Annotated in this window: 18 protein-coding genes; 6 read left to right on the forward strand and 12 right to left on the reverse strand. The window is 36.3% G+C overall.

The window, feature by feature from the left end:
- Window positions 1-207: 207 nt before the first annotated feature.
- From ACIQZG_RS14945 to ACIQZG_RS14965, 5 genes are all read right to left on the reverse strand, one after another.
- Window positions 208-801 (reverse strand): P-loop nucleotide/nucleoside kinase family protein, encoded by a 594-nt coding sequence (locus ACIQZG_RS14945; protein WP_402756262.1) that lies wholly within the window; start codon window positions 799-801, stop codon window positions 208-210.
- A 183-nt stretch (window positions 802-984) separates the two neighbouring features.
- Window positions 985-1,155: a transcriptional regulator gene (locus ACIQZG_RS14950; protein WP_402756264.1), complete on the reverse strand. Its 171-nt coding sequence runs from the start codon at window positions 1,153-1,155 to the stop codon at window positions 985-987.
- A 1-nt stretch (window position 1,156) separates the two neighbouring features.
- Window positions 1,157-1,312 carry a transcriptional regulator gene (locus tag ACIQZG_RS14955; protein WP_402756266.1) on the reverse strand — a complete coding sequence of 52 codons (156 nt, stop codon included), beginning with the start codon at window positions 1,310-1,312 and terminating at the stop codon, window positions 1,157-1,159.
- Between the two features lie 200 nt (window positions 1,313-1,512).
- Window positions 1,513-1,662: a transcriptional regulator gene (locus ACIQZG_RS14960; RefSeq protein ID WP_402756268.1), complete on the reverse strand. Its 150-nt coding sequence runs from the start codon at window positions 1,660-1,662 to the stop codon at window positions 1,513-1,515.
- A 152-nt stretch (window positions 1,663-1,814) separates the two neighbouring features.
- Window positions 1,815-2,744, reverse strand: a complete 930-nt coding sequence (locus ACIQZG_RS14965) for a tyrosine recombinase XerC (protein ID WP_402756270.1) — start codon at window positions 2,742-2,744, stop codon at window positions 1,815-1,817.
- A 1,168-nt stretch (window positions 2,745-3,912) separates the two neighbouring features.
- Here ACIQZG_RS14965 and ACIQZG_RS14970 point away from each other — a divergent pair.
- The 3 genes from ACIQZG_RS14970 (at window position 3,913) to ACIQZG_RS14980 (ending at window position 7,238) form a co-directional block, all read left to right on the forward strand.
- Window positions 3,913-5,403, forward strand: coding sequence for a circularly permuted type 2 ATP-grasp protein (locus ACIQZG_RS14970; RefSeq protein WP_402756272.1), 1,491 nt, complete (start codon window positions 3,913-3,915; stop codon window positions 5,401-5,403).
- The gene (locus tag ACIQZG_RS14975; RefSeq protein ID WP_402756274.1) at window positions 5,357-6,322 is read left to right on the forward strand and encodes an alpha-E domain-containing protein; all 966 of its coding nucleotides are present in this window, start codon (window positions 5,357-5,359) and stop codon (window positions 6,320-6,322) included. The genes ACIQZG_RS14970 and ACIQZG_RS14975 overlap by 47 nt, the downstream gene beginning before the upstream one ends.
- Before the next feature lie 61 nt (window positions 6,323-6,383).
- On the forward strand, window positions 6,384-7,238 hold the full coding sequence (locus ACIQZG_RS14980) for a transglutaminase family protein (RefSeq protein ID WP_402756275.1): 855 nt from the start codon (window positions 6,384-6,386) through the stop codon (window positions 7,236-7,238).
- Between the two features lie 44 nt (window positions 7,239-7,282).
- Here the strand turns inward: ACIQZG_RS14980 and ACIQZG_RS14985 are convergent, their stop codons facing one another.
- Window positions 7,283-8,107, reverse strand: a complete 825-nt coding sequence (locus ACIQZG_RS14985; RefSeq protein ID WP_402756276.1) for a tyrosine-type recombinase/integrase — start codon at window positions 8,105-8,107, stop codon at window positions 7,283-7,285.
- A 417-nt stretch (window positions 8,108-8,524) separates the two neighbouring features.
- On the opposite strand from ACIQZG_RS14985, the gene ACIQZG_RS14990 reads away from it, so the two are divergent.
- A complete protein-coding gene (locus ACIQZG_RS14990; RefSeq protein ID WP_402756278.1) occupies window positions 8,525-9,319 on the forward strand; it encodes an enoyl-CoA hydratase/isomerase family protein in 795 nt (264 codons plus the stop codon).
- A gap of 49 nt (window positions 9,320-9,368) precedes the next feature.
- On the opposite strand, the gene ACIQZG_RS14995 is transcribed toward ACIQZG_RS14990, so the two are convergent.
- Complete coding sequence (locus ACIQZG_RS14995) at window positions 9,369-10,181, reverse strand: nucleoside/nucleotide kinase family protein (RefSeq protein ID WP_402756279.1); 813 nt, start codon at window positions 10,179-10,181, stop codon at window positions 9,369-9,371.
- A gap of 238 nt (window positions 10,182-10,419) precedes the next feature.
- Here ACIQZG_RS14995 and ACIQZG_RS15000 point away from each other — a divergent pair, with 238 nt between their 5' ends.
- The gene (locus ACIQZG_RS15000) at window positions 10,420-11,583 is read left to right on the forward strand and encodes an aminotransferase class I/II-fold pyridoxal phosphate-dependent enzyme (RefSeq protein WP_402756281.1); all 1,164 of its coding nucleotides are present in this window, start codon (window positions 10,420-10,422) and stop codon (window positions 11,581-11,583) included.
- Window positions 11,584-11,775: 192 nt separating this feature from the next.
- Here ACIQZG_RS15000 and ACIQZG_RS15005 read toward each other — a convergent pair whose 3' ends face one another.
- Both ACIQZG_RS15005 and ACIQZG_RS15010 read right to left on the reverse strand, forming a co-directional pair.
- A complete protein-coding gene (locus tag ACIQZG_RS15005) occupies window positions 11,776-12,978 on the reverse strand; it encodes an AI-2E family transporter (RefSeq protein ID WP_402756283.1) in 1,203 nt (400 codons plus the stop codon).
- 74 nt (window positions 12,979-13,052) lie between these two features.
- On the reverse strand, window positions 13,053-14,012 hold the full coding sequence (locus ACIQZG_RS15010; RefSeq protein WP_402756285.1) for an LCP family protein: 960 nt from the start codon (window positions 14,010-14,012) through the stop codon (window positions 13,053-13,055).
- Window positions 14,013-14,203: 191 nt separating this feature from the next.
- Between ACIQZG_RS15010 and msrA the strand changes: the two genes are divergently transcribed.
- On the forward strand, window positions 14,204-14,725 hold the full coding sequence (msrA, locus tag ACIQZG_RS15015) for a peptide-methionine (S)-S-oxide reductase MsrA (protein ID WP_402756287.1): 522 nt from the start codon (window positions 14,204-14,206) through the stop codon (window positions 14,723-14,725).
- A 58-nt stretch (window positions 14,726-14,783) separates the two neighbouring features.
- Here msrA and recQ read toward each other — a convergent pair whose 3' ends face one another.
- From recQ to ACIQZG_RS15030, 3 genes are all read right to left on the reverse strand, one after another.
- A complete protein-coding gene (gene recQ, locus ACIQZG_RS15020; RefSeq protein WP_402756329.1) occupies window positions 14,784-16,547 on the reverse strand; it encodes a DNA helicase RecQ in 1,764 nt (587 codons plus the stop codon).
- A gap of 8 nt (window positions 16,548-16,555) precedes the next feature.
- Complete coding sequence (locus tag ACIQZG_RS15025; protein WP_402756289.1) at window positions 16,556-17,656, reverse strand: S1 family serine peptidase; 1,101 nt, start codon at window positions 17,654-17,656, stop codon at window positions 16,556-16,558.
- Between the two features lie 227 nt (window positions 17,657-17,883).
- Complete coding sequence (locus ACIQZG_RS15030) at window positions 17,884-19,080, reverse strand: MFS transporter (protein WP_402756291.1); 1,197 nt, start codon at window positions 19,078-19,080, stop codon at window positions 17,884-17,886.
- Window positions 19,081-19,112 lie beyond the last annotated feature (32 nt).

Consider the following 19,112-nt stretch of genomic DNA (forward strand, 5'->3'; position numbering starts at 1 on the left):
TTAGTGCTTTCGTTTTACTATTATGTAGGCAAAAAGCTCCGTAATAAATCCACACTTTTATGTAACTTCATTATAGTCTTAGAAATACAGTAAATTCAACCCAAATTTATAGTTGGATTTAATCATTTTTTCACTCAACTTTTAGAAAAGAAAACAGATTGATCAAAAATGAATTTTTGACCAATCTGTTTTTATAATGTATAAAATTTATAGTGTTTTAATAAGGTTATTTACTTTAATATCATATAGAATTGGGAGTGCATCACTATTATCAAAACTCAGGTTTGTGTAATCCCTATCATTCCATGTGATTTTCATAGCAGCAACTTGTTTAAGATAAGCATCCCAATTGTTTAATTTCCATGTATCTCGTAGCTCGTTACGAGTAATTAAACGATTTAATAATGTTTGTTTATCAACAGTTACCATAACAACTTTGAGATCCGCAATTGCTCGGATTTTCATAATGTCTGGATTCATTTGTAGCCAATTCTCATCTTGAATCTCTAGCTCAAATCCTGCAGTTAAAACGACACTATTTCCTAGTTCAAGGTTTTCAAGTGCTAAGGCTAAAATTGTTTTGTATTCTAATGGTCTCACTGTACTTAAGTAAAAATCGGACTCTCGATCGTGCTTATTTTTAGTAGGAGAACATTCTTCGAGATATTGTTCTGTCAAACTAATCGTAGCCGTGTCCTTATCGATATATGTATATTTCTTTTCTTTTGCGATTAACTTCCCCACTGCACTTTTTCCTACGCCAGCCTCCCCGATGACGATAATAATACTTGGTCGTACCATGCTATAGACCCCCTTTTATTGGTGAATTACCTACTTATACTACCACACGTTGTAGTTAAAAGAACTAGCTTGCGTCGGAAATAATCCATTTATCATTTGTAAATCTCGATTGCATTAGTTCGTTTTGCACATAATGAAAAATGCCCTACTGTCATAGTTGGCAGTAAGGCATTTCACAATCGATTAATACAGTTCATATTCAATTTGACCTCCTATTAAAATCGCTTGTTCATTGTATGCATCTAATTGCTCTTGTGATAAATTCAAAAGATAATAATGGAAATTAATAGGCTCCAACCCGTGCTTTTCGCACATTTTACGGTAAAACTCATAGCCTTCTCGATAATCAGTCATCTTAATAACTCCCCTTCACACGTAATGCAGCTTCATTGTAATACTCCAATTGTTCTTGCGATAACTGATTCACGTAATAATAGAAGTTTATCGGCTCCAAATCGAATTGTTCGCATTTCTCTAGATAAAAATCAAAGCCATCTCGGTAATGTGACATAAGGTTTCCTCATTTCTTTGTACTATAACAGTTTTTGTTTCGTATAAATAATATATAACAGTTAAGTGGAAAAGTCAATAAATAGTCAGAAATTTCTTACTGAACAATAAATGCCCAGTCCATTATAGTTATAATGGCTGGGCATTTATAAAATAATCACATCGGCGTCCGTAATAATCACTTCCTTTTAGACAATATCATTATAGACCTAATTGCTTTGCTTGCATGTTATATGCCGACAGTTGTTCTTGTGATAATTGGATTACATAGTAGCGGAACGATATTGGCTCCATACCATAACGCTCACACATCTCACAATAAAATTCATAACCATCTCGATACTTTGACATGAAAATTCCTCCTCGGTTTTATCTGTATTATAACAGATTTATTAATTTCTTTATAATATATAACAGATTTATTTATAAGTCAATTGTTTTAGTGCAATTTTCTGAATAATAAAACACAAAAGAAAAAACGACTGCAAGTTCTCCGCAGTCGCCTATCTTACAATATTAAATGGATTGTTTTCAATTACATGTTGTAATGCTTCGTCCTCAATATGTGTATAAATTTGAGTCGTTGCCACACTAGAGTGCCCTAAAATATGCTGTAAACTACGTATGTCAGCCCCAGCCTTGTACATCATTGTTGCAGATGTATGACGCAGCTTATGTGGTGTTAAATGATCCTTTTCTAAGCCGGATTGCTTGTTAATTCGCTTGACGATTTTAGCAACGGTTTGACGCGTTAACCGTGTGCCTTTTTGCGAAACGAATAATGGATCTTCTCCATCCCCCCTAAACGTATGTTTCCCACTTTGTTCATAATCCGATAGTGCCTGCACACAGCTGTCATTTATATATACTGTACGCTCTTTATTTCCTTTCCCAACAACTGTTAAATAGCGCCCTTGAATAGATGACTTATTTAAATTACATAACTCGGTTACACGTATGCCAAGATTTAAAAAGAACATCATCATGCAATAATTACGTGGGGATGCACTATTAGGCTGTATTCCGTCGATAAACTGCGTCGCTTCCTCTAAATTCATATAAATCGGCTTCTTACGTCCAATTTTAGGTGTTTCAAGTTCATCGGCTGGATTTTCTTCGATTAGTCGACGTTTCCCCTTTATGTATTTAAAAAACGATTTTAACGTTGCGACTTTACGTGCTCTTGCTGATGCAGAATTATTGCGCTGCACCTCGCAATACTCCATAAACAAATACAAATCTTCTAACGTAATTTCACGGATTTCTTCTATTTTAATAGTAGAAATATCAATTTCCGAAATGCGCTCTATTTCTAAATCATTTTGCATGGCCAAGTGAAAGCGGAAAAAAAGCGTTAAATCATATTCATATTCTTTTCTCGTACGATGGGACTTCCCTTTAATCGTCGTTAAGTACACTAGAAAATCTTTCATAATTTTTGGGAGTTGTGTCTTTTGCAAAAAAATCACCTCTATATACTCTATTTTACCACGAAAAAAGGTTCCCAAATATAAATTTGGGAACTTTATTGTAAAAAAAATGCCCTTTTCCACGACAAAGAACATACGTTCGTTATATACTAAAAAGAAAAAGACTATTTTCTCTTCTCTCAAAAAATAGTCTTTCTAGTCGTATTACCATAAGAAATAATATATCACGCCTAATACATAGATTCCCTTCACTATGTGGAAAAGAATTGCAAATCGTTTCGCATCACTAATATCTGATTTCATTACTCTATAAATAGTCCTTGATAAAAATACAACACTAGATATCAACATTAAATATTTCATAACCTCATGTAAGACAGAATCCCTTGCTATGAAATTGGTTATAACAGTAAGTAACATCGTAATTGCAAAGATACTAATGATCCATAAATTTGGTCTCGCTTTAATGTTTCGTTTCACTTAAGTTTTCATCTCCCCAAGTAAGACATTGGACATGCGAAAAGTTATAAATAGTCAGTGAAATAATTGCATAAATAAAATATAACGCTTCTATAATAATTTTAAATTTTCTACTCAATTTATATAATTTTATATTTTCAGGAATATTTTTATGTTTCGATGAATATTTAAATCTATTAACACAAAATTATAAGCATTTAATACATTACTGTGAAACGATTCGAAAAACAAGAAGACGGATAACCATGCACCTCGAATCGTCTCACAGCTAATGTGGGATTATTTGGTTATTATCATATCTTTTACAATAATAGCATATGAATCATTCAATTGTTTACTAATTTCTGAATTGACAATTAATTTCTGTAGTTTTAATGGCTACTATTTCACAAGGAAATTGCTTATGTAATGGAAAATGTTTAATCCCCTTAAAATGGAAGCGTGATTGTAATAACCGTTGGGTGATCTTAAATGTAACTAATTAAATTTGATAATCTCCCCTTCTTTACCAAAGAACCGTTGTTTCTGAAAAATCATACTTCGGTTAATTTTCCTATCAGCTAAACATATCTTCACTTTTAATGTATGTAATATCTCCTCATCCGTTAAACCGAATTTTGACAGTTTCTTCAATATATATTCTTTCCTTTTGCTAGTACTTTTTATATTTCATAAATTGGAGGCGATTCACGTGATTAAATTATACGAATCTGGTTTGTTTTTTGATGAAATGTTAGATGGTCATCAACCAAAGCCACACTACCAATCTTTCTATCGTAAATTAAGTGCATTTTCAAGGGAACAGCTTGAAGAAAAGCATCAGCAAGCACAGTCAAGCTTCCTCAGGCAAGGTATTACGTTTACAGTATACGGAGCACAAGGTGGTACCGAACGGGCAATGCCTTTTGATTTTGTCCCAATCATTATTCCGCATGAACAGTGGAAAATGATTGAAGCGGGTATGAAACAGCGTGTTGAAGCCTTGAATCGGTTTTTACATGATGTGTATCATGAGCAATTGATTATACAAGATGGCGTTATTCCAAGATTACTTGTTGAAAATAATCCTTACTATTATAGGGAGTTACTTGGCGTTCAAGTACCAATAAATAATCATATCTTCTTAGCAGGCATTGATTTAATTCGTGATGAAAATGGTGTTTATCGTGTACTTGAAGATAATCTACGTAACCCCTCTGGCATGTCGTATGTATTTCAAAACCGCTATGTAATGAAGGAAGTATATCCAGAATTCTTCTCAAGACATACGATTCATTCATTGGAAAAACAGATGGTGCAAATGCAAAAGGCATTACTTGCCCACCGTCCACGGAATTTAGAGGAACATTTAGAACCCAAGGCAGTTTTATTAACGGCTGGCATGTACAATTCAGCCTATTATGATCATGTTTTCTTAGCGCAGCAATTGAATATTCAGTTGGTCGAAGGACGAGATCTAGTAGTGCAAGATGATAAAGTGTTTATGAAAACAATTTATGGATTAGAATGCGTAGATATAATCTATCGCAGAATTGATGACGACTTCTTGGATCCAACAGTATTTCGGGAAGATTCATTACTAGGCGTTGCAAATATTATTGATGCCTACAAAGCTGGAAATGTAGCTATACTTAATGCCATTGGTAATGGAGTAGCCGATGATAAAGCCATGTATGCATATGTACCCGATATGATTCGTTACTATTTAAAAGAAGAGCCGATTTTAGAAAATGTTACGACCTATCTTTTAAGTGATGAAACACAGTTAGCGTGGGTTCTAGAGCATTTAGAAGAGCTTGTTATCAAAAATGTGGGTGCTTCAGGGGGCTATGATATGCTCATTGGTCCGCATGCTTGTAAAGAAGAAATCGCTATCTTCCGCGAGAAAATATTACAAAATCCACATCAATATATTGCCCAGCCAACAATTCAATTGTCGCGTGCCCCTGCTTATCAGGATGGGCGATTCTACCCTTGTCATATAGACCTTCGTGTGTACGTTATGAAGGGCGATGAAACATACGTCTTACCTGGTGGTTTATCACGTGTTGCTTTAAAAGAGGGATCTCTCGTCGTCAACTCTTCACAAGGTGGAGGTGCAAAAGATACATGGATATTAAAGGAGGAATTGGAGCATGCTGAGCAGAGTAGCGGATGCGCTGTATTGGATGGCAAGGTATAGTGAACGAACAGAAAACAATGCACATATATTACAAGTACAGCTCTTAAATATGCTAGAGCAATCTGGCAAGGAAAATGAGTATATTGATCATTGGGAATCAATTTTAGATATTTGTGCTTCAAAGGAAGAATATGCGTCAATAAACGGAAATATAAGGGTTAGTTTGCTGATTGATTACTTATTGTTTTCTGAAACAAATAGTAATGCGTTGCTTACTACTTTATGTGCCGTTCGTGAAAACGCACGTATTTCACGAGACAGCATCCCTATTGAATTATGGGAGCTGCAAAATGCCTTCTATTTATATTTACAACAGGAGATTATTGACCGAGAGAAGACATTTCCATTAATTTCCCTCAATTATTTTTTGCAAAATGTAAGAAAGACTTCAATGACAGTTACAGGGCTAATTGAGGGCTCCATGGATCGTGATTTACCCTTTTACCTAATACAAGTTGGGAAATGGCTAGAACGCGCAGAAAAAGCGATTCGAATGGCTCTCATCACACTTGAACATCAGCAGCAATTAAATGTTTCTTTACAAGAAGCAGACGGTGGATTTTTACTCGATTTATCGAGAGCAACAGAATCATATTTACGTAAACATCGAGAAACGAATCTCACTTCCGTCATTCAATATTTATTGCATGATGAACATTTCCCTCGTTCTGTAGTATTTTGCTTAAAAAAAATAGAGGAGGCATTAATGAATATCGAAAAAGATCATTTATCTGTACGTTTTCTAGAACTAAACAATCAATTAAAATCTTTATTATTCTCTATCATAAAATTGGATTTATTGCCGATTACTATAGAGGAAGCTATATTTTTAATGGAGGAAAGATTGTGCCAATGCACAGATTTTAATCTGGCATTTGCGACAATTTATCATTTATATGAACCCATCGAACAGCCTTGAAAGGAACAATGTACAAGTCCCTTTCAAAACGCTAGTCAATAGCCGGAAGGAAGCGGACACGATGAAGTTTGAGGTAAAACATACGAATATTTTTCAGTATGAATCAGAAGTTGATCAAAGTTTAAATACGATTCGCTTAAAGCCACGTGGTGATGAACGTCAACGGCTACTATCTTATCGTATTGCGATTTCACCCACTTCACTTACTCGTGAACATTTAGACATTTGGGGTAATACGGTTGGCACTTTTTACATTCCAGAGCAGCACCAGGAACTTGAAATAAAATCTACATCAATCGTTAGTATTCAACGGGCACCATTCATTCAGCGCATCCATTATTCGCCGGAAATGCAGACGATTTTCCATTCACAATTGTTTTATGAGCACTATTTACCATATATTAAGAAAACAAGTTTTACGTATATGACAGAACACCAGTTAGATGAAGTCTATCATGCAATTGGTCATGCAGAAAATCCAGTACTCTTTTCGCTTAATTTAATGCAATATTTGTATTCTACTTTTGAGTATGATCCAGGTGCAACAGACGTGACGACAACAGCCAGTCAGGCATTTGACTTGAAACGGGGGGTTTGTCAGGATTTTTCACATGTAATGCTAGCTGTATTACGAGCAAAAGGCATCCCCGCTCGTTATGTCAGTGGCTATTTATATGTTGATGAAAATTCAGCATTGATTGGCGATATTGCAACGCATGCCTGGGTAGAAGTTATGATCCCTGGTATCGGTTGGATTGGTTTAGATCCAACCAATAATGTTGAAGTGTTAGAAAATCACATCATTCTATGTATTGGACGTGATTATACAGATGTTAGCCCCGTAGAAGGCGTCTATACAGGTGGAAAACATGATTTAACAGTCAAAGTAAGTGTCAAGGCATTGAATTATCTATAGAAAAATGCAGATGTTAGCAACTTCATGCCAACATCTGCATTTTTTTAATCAAATCGTTCGCCTCTTTCGGTAAGTACCCATTTACGTGCATACCCCATTTGCTGCAAAATACTTTCGATTGAACTTTCACTCTGAAAAGCTTTTTGCATGACAGTGTACCTTATATCCGTCGCACGAACAGCCTCTCCAATATCCTTTGAAACTGTTTGAAAAATACGTTCTATTGTTTTTGTTGAGACAGGTTTCATCTGGGTTGCCTCACTCACCCAAATCCACTCTCCAATTGGTTCTTTGTTTATTGCCACCGTTGCTTCCTGATAATAATGCAACATTTCAAATAAAACAGACGATATTTTCAACGTGCGACGACCATTATTATTTGAAAGATAAATATGACTTTCCTGTTCTTTAATATCGGACCATTTCATGTGAACAAGTTCAGAGGGTTTACATCCTGTTTCCAATAGCATTTGTATGATACAGCCGTTACGTCTTGCTAGCCATGCATGTTCTTCGTTTTTTGCATATTGAAAATAAGTTGGCCATACATCTGAAATTTTGACCAATTGTTCCTTTGTCAGAATTTTTAAAGATTGCTTCACTCTTTTTTTAGGTTTTAAAATCGCCTCGTAATCAAAGGGTTCCACCCACTCACGCAAAAAAACAAAGTCCACAAAACTTCGAAGTGTAGCAATTTTATGATTATATGTATTGAAATTTTCGTATGTCTCTTTTAAATATTTATTATAGTTAGATAACAACTCCTTAAATTGATCATCTAACTGGTAGATATTCTTTTCACTAGCAAAAACCAAAAACTGTTGCCCAACTAAATTGTATTGCTTTTTAGTGGCTGCACTCTTTTTCAAAGAAGTTAGCAATAACAAATAACTATTCCAAGCATTCTGTAGCGATACCATCAAGACCCCTCCTTGTTTACTGAGCGTGATATAACTACATTTTATACTATTTTTGATGCGTAAGTAGTCTTAAATCTTTATAAATTATAACGTCGGATAATCTGTTGCTATCTTACATTTACCGCTTCTAGCGTTGAAAATGCCCTTTCTACGCCTAAAGAACAAATGTTCTCTGCGTAGTTTCTCACATATTTTCCTTTATTACAATAGTAATTTACAAAACAACTGTACTAATACAATTTCTTAAAACTACCCTTTTTTCTGTATACCATGCCGTATTTACTTGAAGATTCGCATAATTTAATGTTTATTTACGTTTGTGTTATATAATATAACTATCATTTTAATGTAGGGGGCATTTTTATTATGCAAGTAAGAACGACGAGACTTGAAGCAGAAGATGCAAAGATCATTTATCAAGAAACAGCTGGGCTAGCGATTATTACAATTCATCGTCCGCAGGCGAAAAACGCATTAACAGCAAATATGTGGGATCAATTAGCGAAAATTGCGCTTCAAGTTCTAGATAATCCGAAAAACAAGGTGCTAATTTTACGAGGTTCAGGCGAAAACTTTACAGCAGGTTCAGACATTAAGGAATTCAACTCGATTTCATTGGAAAAAGCTGAAGAAGCTTTTGTCCATATGGAAAAGACGATTTCGACAATTGAGCGTTTACCGATTCCGACGATTGGCGTCATTAACGGACCTGCGATGGGTGCTGGTTTAGAACTAGCGTTAGCATGTGATATCCGTATAGGCTCTGAAAAAACCAAATTAGGGATTCCTGTTGGCAAGTTAGGGATTACGTTAAACAATAAATTTGCACAGCGTTTAGTACAGCTTGTTGGCCCTTCTACAACAAAGGATTTAGTGTTCACTGGTCGCATGTTTAAAGCAGAAGAGGCTTTTAAACTAGGAATGTTAAATTATTTAGTCGCTGAAAAAGACTTAAATAAATATATGATTCGTATGGGTAAGCTCGTAGCCGGTATGTCTCCCGACTCTTTACTCGCAGTAAAACAATCAGTTCAAGAATGTGTAGATAGTGTGCCGAAGCTATGGGAAGGTTCTTCACCGTTTGTTGGTAGCGATTTTACGGAAGGTTGCCGGGCCTTTGTGGAAAAGCGCCAGCCAACATTTACGCGAAAGCCACAATAAAAAACATGTACTCTCTTCGTAGGTAAACGAATTGAGTACATGTTTTTTTCTATTTTCGTTTCTTTGCAACTGACTTTATGTGAATATTAATAGCATCTAACTCAAAACCAAAATGTAGATAAAACGATTGTTGAACCGCTTCTTGCATGCTTTTAAGTTTATCTTGTAATTGATAGTCTATCGGCGCTATTAGCTGCACAGTAATATTTGTTTTCACATGCTCCTCCATTAAAAACTGCACATGCTCGACTTTGTTGACGATGGCTTCTTGCGCACAGCAATGCGTAAGAAGCTGTACATACACTTGTTTTTCAATATCAATATATTCTTGCTGAAAGTCGGGTCGTACAATAGTTGTTTCACCTATTTTCTCGCGTTTTGGTGAGAATATCTCTTTCCCTCGCTGAACCAGTCTCTTAAAAAAGTTTTGTTCCACTTGTCTGTAAGGTACTGGCATGACATGCTTCCCTTGTGTCCCACGTACAAACCGTGCTTTTTGTATTTCTTTCTGAGTACGTATATCTTCCACATAATAAAAAGTATCAATAGGTCCAATTTCTAGTCTTTGTGCAATGTTTTTCGTCATTTTATCGGACGTACCAATTAGTAATATGGATTGGACCTTATATGTATCTAGTGCCTTTTTGACATCCTCACAATGTTTATCTTCTGAAAAGATAGCACGACGTACAGCCGTAATTGTATTTTTCTCAAACTTTGCTGAAATGCCGGCGACTTTTACGCCATTAACGATTAGCAAACCATCGTCAATAATAGCTTCTAGCCCGACCTTATGTGCAAACACCAAGGCACTTGTACTTTTCCCTGTTCCACTTGGACCACTTAAAGAACAAACTCTCATTTACCCCTTCTCCCCTCATATAGGTTTATGATAGCAGAATTTATAGTGATTTTTTTCAAAATTTAAGAGGTTATTTATTTTTTTATGTTACCTTAATAAAAATTGGTTACTTTTCTAGGCAGACATCTTCTCCATAAGATAAATATATTCTTTTTTTAGTATAACTTACCCTTTCCGCGCTTTAGTATGATAAAATGTTTACTACTATTCTGTTATGTAATTTAAGGAGTGTACTATTTTGAATATCGTACCATCTAAAAAAATGTCTTTATTTGCACCAGCAATTTTTGGTGATTTGAAAAAATTTGCAAAACAACAACAAGAAAAAGGCATGGCTATGATTGATTTAAGTTTAGGTAGCCCTGACCTTCCACCTCATGACAAAATCCGTGAACATTTATCACATAGAGCAAGTCTTGCTGAATCATATGGCTACACATTAACGGGCACACAGCGTTTTTATGAAGCCGTTAGCCGCTACTATAAACGCAGAAGCAATGTCGATTTAGACCCCGCTACTGAAATCATCCAAACAATGGGCTCGCAAGAAGGCTTAGTACATTTACCAATGGCTTTTTGTGATCCTGGAGATATCGTTCTATCAACAAACCCAGCATATGTTGCCTATGATGCGGGTATCAATTTAGCTGGCGCAACGCCTTACTATATGCCACAAACAGCTGCTAACAACTACTTACCAGATTTAGACGCTGTCCCTGAAGAGATTGCACATAAAGCAAAACTACTTATTTTAAACTTACCAGGGAATCCTGTTCCTGCAATGCCTTCATTAGACTATTTTGCAAAAGTAATCGACTTTGCGAAAAAGTACAATGTAATCGTCCTACATGATGCAGCATACTCAGAGTTTTACTTTACAGGCGATGGTCCAATTAGCTTCTTAGCCGCTCCAGGTGCGAAAGAGGTCGGTATGGAGATTAACTCCCTATCAAAAAGCTTTAGCTTAGCTGGTACACGTATCGCCTATATTGCCGGAAATGCTGAAATGATTGCTATTTTGAAACAATTAAAATCTAATTTAGATTTTGGAATTTTTGAACCGATTCAAGACGCTGCTGTTATGGCTTTAGATAACGCAGAAGAAATTACATCAAGCTTACGCACAACGTTCTCAGAACGCCATAAAACACTCATGAGCGGCTTAAGTGACATTGGCTGGGAAGTAGCTCCATCTGATGGTGGAATGTTTGTGTGGGCTAAATATCCGTATGATATAGATTGTACAGATTTTGCTTTTAAACTGATTGAAAAGGTCGGTATCGTTACTGTTCCAGGAACAGCATTTGGTACGGCAGGTCAAGGATATCTTCGATTAGCACTTGTCCAACCTAAAGAAGTGTTACAAGAAGCTGTAGACCGTTTAAAAGGCTTAAAAATTTAGCCATAAAAGCATGTGAGATTAATTTCACATGCTTTTTTTACATCGTTTTTCAAATATATACTCTATCTATTCTATTAAATATATATCCATATAACGTGAAAGCCCGCATCTCCATCTGAAGATACGGGCTTTTTATAATTAAATTAAATGTCAACCATGTTTAAGCATTAAAGAAAAGCTGCTTCTTTCTGCTTAAATATCGTATTTTTGAACACTCTCGTCCTCATAACGATTGTAACGCTGTTTAAATAGCTTAAATAGATGTGTAACAAGTACTTTTAAAATGGCATAGCCGGGTATCCCTAAAATAACTCCTGGTACACCGAATAATGAACCCGATGTTAAAAGTACGAAGATTATTGAAATCGGGTGAATGCTCAGTGATTTACCCATGATTTGTGGCGAAATAAATTTCCCTTCAATTAGCTGCACAACAGTCCAGACAATCGCTAGTTTGACTAACATAAACGGCGATGTTACGAGTGCAATAACTGCAGCTGGTGTAATCGCAATTACCGGTCCTAAGTACGGCACTACGCTTGTAATCATCGCAAGAAAACCTAACAATAACGCATATTCCATACCAATAATTAAGAAACCAATTGTCACCATTGCACCAATACACATTGAAACTAGAATTTGCCCTTGAATATAGGAACTAATTTGTTTATCCATATCATGCATTACTTCATGAATACCCTTACGCATACGTGGTGGACAAATTTTCAATACAAACTTCGGTAATTTTTCGCCATCTTTTAATAAATAGAATAAAATAAATGGCACAGTAACAAGTGATAACACAATACCTGTTAACGTTGAAACAAGGCCCGTAATACCCGTAGCAACACCTTGTGCTAAGCTCGCCACCGTATCCCTCACCGTGTCCACCATATCTTCGGTAAAATCTGTGACCACTTTATTGTAATCGAAGTCATATTTATCTAGATACTCGGTAATACGAGAGCTATTAATAAAGTCGACCGTGTTTTGCGATAATGCCTTAAAATAAACAGGGAATTCTTGCACTAAGTTCGTAAATTGATCGCGTAAAAATGGATAAACGAGTAACACTAATAATGTCACTAATCCAATAACGCCTATAAATAAAATGAGAATGCCCCAAATTCGCGGTATTCGCCAGTTTTCTAGTACACCTAGTAACGGACGTAGTAAGTAGTACGCGATCACCGCTAGCACCCCTGGTAAAATCACAACCTCAAATAATACTTGAAGCGGGGTGAATATGAAGGACACCCTATCATACATATAAATAACACATGCAAGTAATACTAAAACAATAAGTGTAAATAATAAATTTTTCCCGCCTAGAAAACGGATAAATTTTGTTGAGAAAAGTTTCGTCTCTTCTCTCGGTTTTTTTTCTTGCTCCATACTCTCACCCCAATACAATTGCTCTTTACAACACTACCTTTATATTACAGGATAATCCTGCCTTTTGCGAAGCATCACTCTAAAGAAATGCCTAAAAAATCACGTAAAAAATCTTTGTTCATTTCTTTGTCAATAACTATTGATGAACCTGCGTGGCTAAAGTTCTTGAAAGTATAGCTTCCCTCTATCGGCACAGTTGCCTTCTCAATCGTAACTTTTCCTTTCGACAACATTTTTACGACTTGCAGAATTTCGCCAGCAGTTGAATAATCGGTTGTTACATAGCCTTGAGCAGCTCCGACAAATTTCGGTAAATGCAAAATGTTTTGAGGTGCTAAAATTTCATTCTTTAACGCTTCAATTACTTTTTGCTGACGAGCTACTCGACCGAAGTCACCTTCTGCATCTTGACGGAAACGAGCATAGCCAAGTAATTCTTGTCCATTTAAATTATGCACACCTTGAGTCAACGTCACGCCAATTTTCTCAGACATATCTTTCTCTACCTCAATTTCGACACCATTCGGAGCCAAAATATCAACGAGGGATTCAAAGTTTTTAAAATCTATAAGTGCATAATGATGAATCGGAAATCCAAACATATTACCTAACGTATCCTTAAGTAATTGAACGCCTCCTAAATAGTAAGCCGTATTTAGTTTATATGATTGATGGCCTGGGATGTCTGCATAAATATCTCGCATAAATGATACAAGCTTTATATCATTCGTATCCTTATTCCAAGAAAGAAGCATCATCGTATCCGTTCGAGATTTTTCCTCACCTCTTGTATCAATACCAAGTAATAAGTAGTTTTCAATATTGCCTACAACTTTATCACCGGTGAAGTCCTCTTGCGCTACTTTCGTGCCACTAGCAAGCTCTAAACCGCTTCGATACTGCATGACCGAATATACAGCCAACATGATGACACATAGTAGTAAAAATGTGAACAACGCTCGTCCTTTTCTAAACCGTCGTTTCCTTGGACGTTCTAGACGTTGCGAACGTCGAGTATATTCTGGCTCTTCCATAACTGTAACTCCTCTATATTTTTTATAGTTATATAACGATTGATAGCAAGTTAAGTTTCATTTTTCTAAACAAAGTTAGATTTTTGATACTCTAATTCAACGTAATTATATATCTATCCGTTATTCTACACCTAAATTACTTAAATGGAGAAAAAATGCTATAATTTTTCACAAGAGAAAGGATTGATTTTATGATAGAAAAAGCTGCGTTTGCAGGTGGATGTTTTTGGTGTATGGTGAAGCCATTTGTTGAATGGGACGGAATACATAAGGTGACATCTGGCTATATGGGCGGACATGTAATAAATCCTACATATGAAGATGTAAAACAAGGTACTTCTGGACATTTAGAAGTTGTCGAAATTGAATTTGATTCTACAATCTTTAGTTATGAAAAATTACTTGATATTTACTGGATGCAAATAGATCCAACTGACGCGTTTGGACAATTCCATGACCGCGGTGATTCTTATTCAACTGCAATTTTCACGTATACAGAAGAACAAAAACGTTTAGCAGAAGCATCGAAAGAAAAACTTGCGACAAGTGGTCGCTTCGATAAACCTATTGTAACCATAATTCGCGATGCTCAAAACTTTTACCCTGCAGAAAATTATCATCAAGACTACTACAAAAAAGAGCCGATTCATTATCGAGAAGACCGTGCTAAATCTGGGCGAGATGAGTTTATCGCTAAGCACTGGGAGAAGTAGCAATATAAAAAACCTTCGTAAATGCTATTTTACGAAGGTTTGTTTTTTGTATTTACTTTTATTCATCTGAAAAAGCATGCATAGCTTCAAAGAAACGATTACCGTATTTCTCGAATTTCACTTCCCCAATACCGCTAACAAAACGCAGCTCTTCAAGTTTAGCTGGCTTTTTATCACATAATTCACGTAATGTCTTATCCGAAAAAATAACAAATGGAGGCACTTTTTCTTCATCAGCAATTTCTTTACGTAGCTGTCTTAGATGCTCAAACAGCGGATCATTTTCTGCAAGTTTACGCACAGTAACTGCCTGCTTACGCATTACTGACTGCTCTCCCATTAAGACAGCCTTTCCTTGCTCTGATACATAAATGGTCGGAAAGGTACCGTGCTTTACAGCTAGTAAACCTTCGGCAATTAAAAATTCAATAAAATTCGATACATCCTTCACGGACTGTCCTTTTAAAATGCCGTACGTCGATAATCTCATAAAGCCAAAATCAAGCACCTTTTGATTTTTTGAGCCGACTAACACCTGTGCAATCATCGTTTTCCCAAACTTTTGCCCCATGCGAACAACACATGCTAATACCTTTTGAGCTTCAGTCGTCACATCCTTGACTTCACGTCCATCATTACAGTTACTACAACGGCCACAAGGCTCACCAGGTTCTTCACCGAAATACGTTAAAATAGCATTTTGTAGGCATCCTTCCGTATGACAGTAATCAGTCATCGTTTGTAACTTCGCTAATTCTTGTGAAATCCGTGTTTCATCCTGTGTTTGCTCGATTAAAAATCGTTGTGTCTGCACATCTCCAGATGCATACAGCAATAGACAGGCACTCGGTAAGCCATCCCGTCCTGCACGTCCCGCTTCCTGATAATAGCTCTCCATATTACGCGGCATTTGATAATGAATAATAAAGCGCACGTTACTGGCATCTATACCCATTCCAAACGCATTTGTAGCAACCATAATACGTGCTTCATTTTTCAAAAAACGGTCTTGCTCTGACATACGCATTTCCTCAGGTAAGCCAGCATGATATTTAGCGACTGATACCCCAAATCGAGATAATAACTCATATAGACTATCTACAGCTTTTCGTGTCGCTGCGTAAATAATCCCAACCTCATTTTTATTTTTCTCCACATAATTTTTAATAAATCGTTCCTTATTCTCACCAATCAATACAGAAAAGGCTAAATTTTCACGTGCAAAGCCAGTAATGACTGTAGATTTCTCATCAATACTTAGCAACTGGCGAATATCATCACAAACAGCTGGTGTTGCTGTTGCTGTCAGCGCAAGGATAGTCGGCTTCTGCGGCCATAACGTAAAGAGTTTTTGAATCGAACGATAGCTCGGTCGGAAATCGTGTCCCCACTGCGAAATACAATGTGCCTCGTCTACAGCTATAAGTGGCACATGTAAATAAGAAAGTGCCTGTAAAAATTGCGTGCTCTCTAATCGCTCTGGCGCTATATATAAAAGCTTAAGATAACCAGCACTCGCTAACTGCATCGTTTCGTTAACTTCTTGTACCGATAAAGTACTGTTTATATAAGCCGCGGGTATATTGGCCGCACGTAACGACTCGACCTGATCCTGCATAAGTGAGATTAACGGTGAAATGACGATCGTTAAACCATCTAGCATAAGTGCGGGAATTTGATAACAAATTGATTTCCCTCCACCAGTTGGCATCACACAAAGGCTTGACTGAGTGTTTAGTGTTTGCTCAATTACTTGCGCTTGTCCTGTACGAAAAGCATCATAACCGAAATGATGCTGTAACATTTGTCTTGCTTGTTCCATCATAGTTCTCACTCCTCAGCCGTTAAACGAATCATTTTATATTCGCCTTCAGCATTTTTGAAGATTTCATAAGTAATTGTTGTATTCGCTAGCGCTTCCTGCCCTGCTGCATTCGTTAAAACATACTCGGTTTTTGCTCGTGCAACGATATTTTTCCCCTTCATATCAATACTTTTTACCTTAGTGTTCGAAAAATGGATTTTTGCATTTTTTGATTTATAATAAGCTACCATACTATTTAGTGTGCCTTGTAAATCCTCTGCACCTGTAAGATTCTCCATAACTGTCGCATCATTTTCTATTACTGCGGCTTTTAAATGCTCTTGGAATAAATCAATGAATATTTTTACTTCATCAGCATTATAAGCAAATATATCTTTTCCAAATGTTTTTACTGACTGTTTTACCGCTTCCTTGTCTCCTCCTTCAATATACGAATACAAGTTTTTCGATTGTGCTAGACGATTAGTTGCACTCATCCCCTCGGCAATCCATTCATCAATTAATGGCACAACATCCTGAAGTGGCAATATGTATGGCTCTGCAACACCTTGCTGTTTACGATTAAAATAGATCCCAACAATTTCTCCATTCGCTTCATTCATTACAGGACTACCAAGAGGTAACTTTTCACCCGCCTCAACATAATATGCCGCGACTCTATCTGCATATTTTTCAATTGTACTTGGTTGTCCATTCACATAGACTGATAAATTATTCAGTTCCCCTTTGTAAACATTTGGTACGTTTACATCCGTTTTGTATTTCACCTGTAAAATCGCGATATTATGAGCTGTAGACATATAATGTACATCTGCTTGCACTAATTTTTCATTACTTAATTGAACAAGCGCACTCGGTTTTGATGCAACGAGCGCTCCATTAGTCACTATATATAGCGCTGAATCTTCTTTTTTCACAATTATTCCTGCACCTACACCATTTTCTCCAATGATCTTCACTTCTGGTACAATTTTTTCTGCTTGTTTAGCAATCTGCTCTGTTTTTACTTCCTTTTTTTGATTATTTAGCATTTCAGCAACTGTTTGATTGCCACACCCTGCTAAAATCAATGCTGTTGCACCAAGTACTACTAATTTCTTTCGCATTCCTTCACCAAAACTTTCTTATAAACTTCTATTCATACTTCCTATCATATACAAGGAATTCATCTGTTTCAAGTTTACATAATATTATTATATTTGCTAATGATATTTCGATTCTTTTCTACCGAATCTTTCCTCCTATATTTCCGTTCTATTCTTGCTCATTCTCAATACAAATTGCTCAAAAAAATTACGACGAGCATAATTTTCCGTAAAAAAAAGACATGCTATTATTTTGCAGCATGCCTCTTACTTTTCTTTAGCACTAATACTGTGCCAATAATGCCTAACATTAAGATGATATAAATTACGTATGTTATATTGTGATTAGCTGTTTTATCATAAAAATAACCAACAACCAATGGTAGTAATGCACTCATCATAAAGCCGCCAGACAATACCATTGAAGACCAACTATTCGCCTCCTCAGAATTTGTCGCTTCATCAAGTGGTAGTAATAACCCAATTGGAAACAAACCACTTAATACTAAGCCAATAATGAAAACAGCAATCCATAACATGAATCCTGTACCTACCCATAATAACGCAAAACCAACTACACCTAGGATACCTAAGCCGAGTGCCCATGCAATACGATTTGGCCATTTTTCCATCAGTAATGTTATACCAATATTACCTGCCATTTGCACAAGTGCCATGAATGTTAGGACTGAGCTTGCCAGTATTAGTGAAAATCCTTTGTCTTGTAACATTGCTGGTAACCAAGCCATCAAAGCAAAGAACAAAGAAGTTTGTAAACCTAGAAATAGTAAAATTACCCATGCACGACCGTTTTTCCACGGATTTCGAACTGTTCCTTGCATCGTTGCTTTTGCATTTTGCATTTCAACCTGTTCATTAGGTATTGCAAATTGCCAAATAACTACCGCTGCAATTGCAAGCACTGTCCAACTACCAATTGCAATTGTCAAACTTTTATCGAAAGCATTATAAATTGGAACAGTCAACCCAGCACTTAACATTGCCCCAGTACCGATACCAAAGGAGTACACACCGACAACTGTCGTAAATCGGCTTGGAAACTTTTCTTTAATATAAGCATTTATTATTGGACCAATTACCCCTATCGCAAAACCAGCTGCAAAGCTTGTTACAACTAGTAATAAGTAGCTTTCTGTTATAAAACGTAAACCATTTGATATTGCAATAATGATAAGAAGAAATAGAATTGATGCCTTCGGACTTAGTCTTTTTTGTAAAGGTACGGCCAAGGGAGCGAAAAGCCCCATACAAAAAACAGGAATGGATGTGAGTAAGCTCATTTGCGTATTGGACACATTGAGTGCATCCAATAATACATTAAAAAGCGGCCCAATTGCTGTTACAGCAGGTCGCGTATTTAGGGCAACGAAGAATATACTCACCACGATGAATATCGTCGACGTTGTCCATTGTTTATTATTCATAATATCTAAAACCTTTCCGCATCCAAATTTCT

The organism is Lysinibacillus sp. NPDC096418 (genome assembly GCF_044762775.1).
Taxonomy (GTDB): domain Bacteria; phylum Bacillota; class Bacilli; order Bacillales_A; family Planococcaceae; genus Lysinibacillus.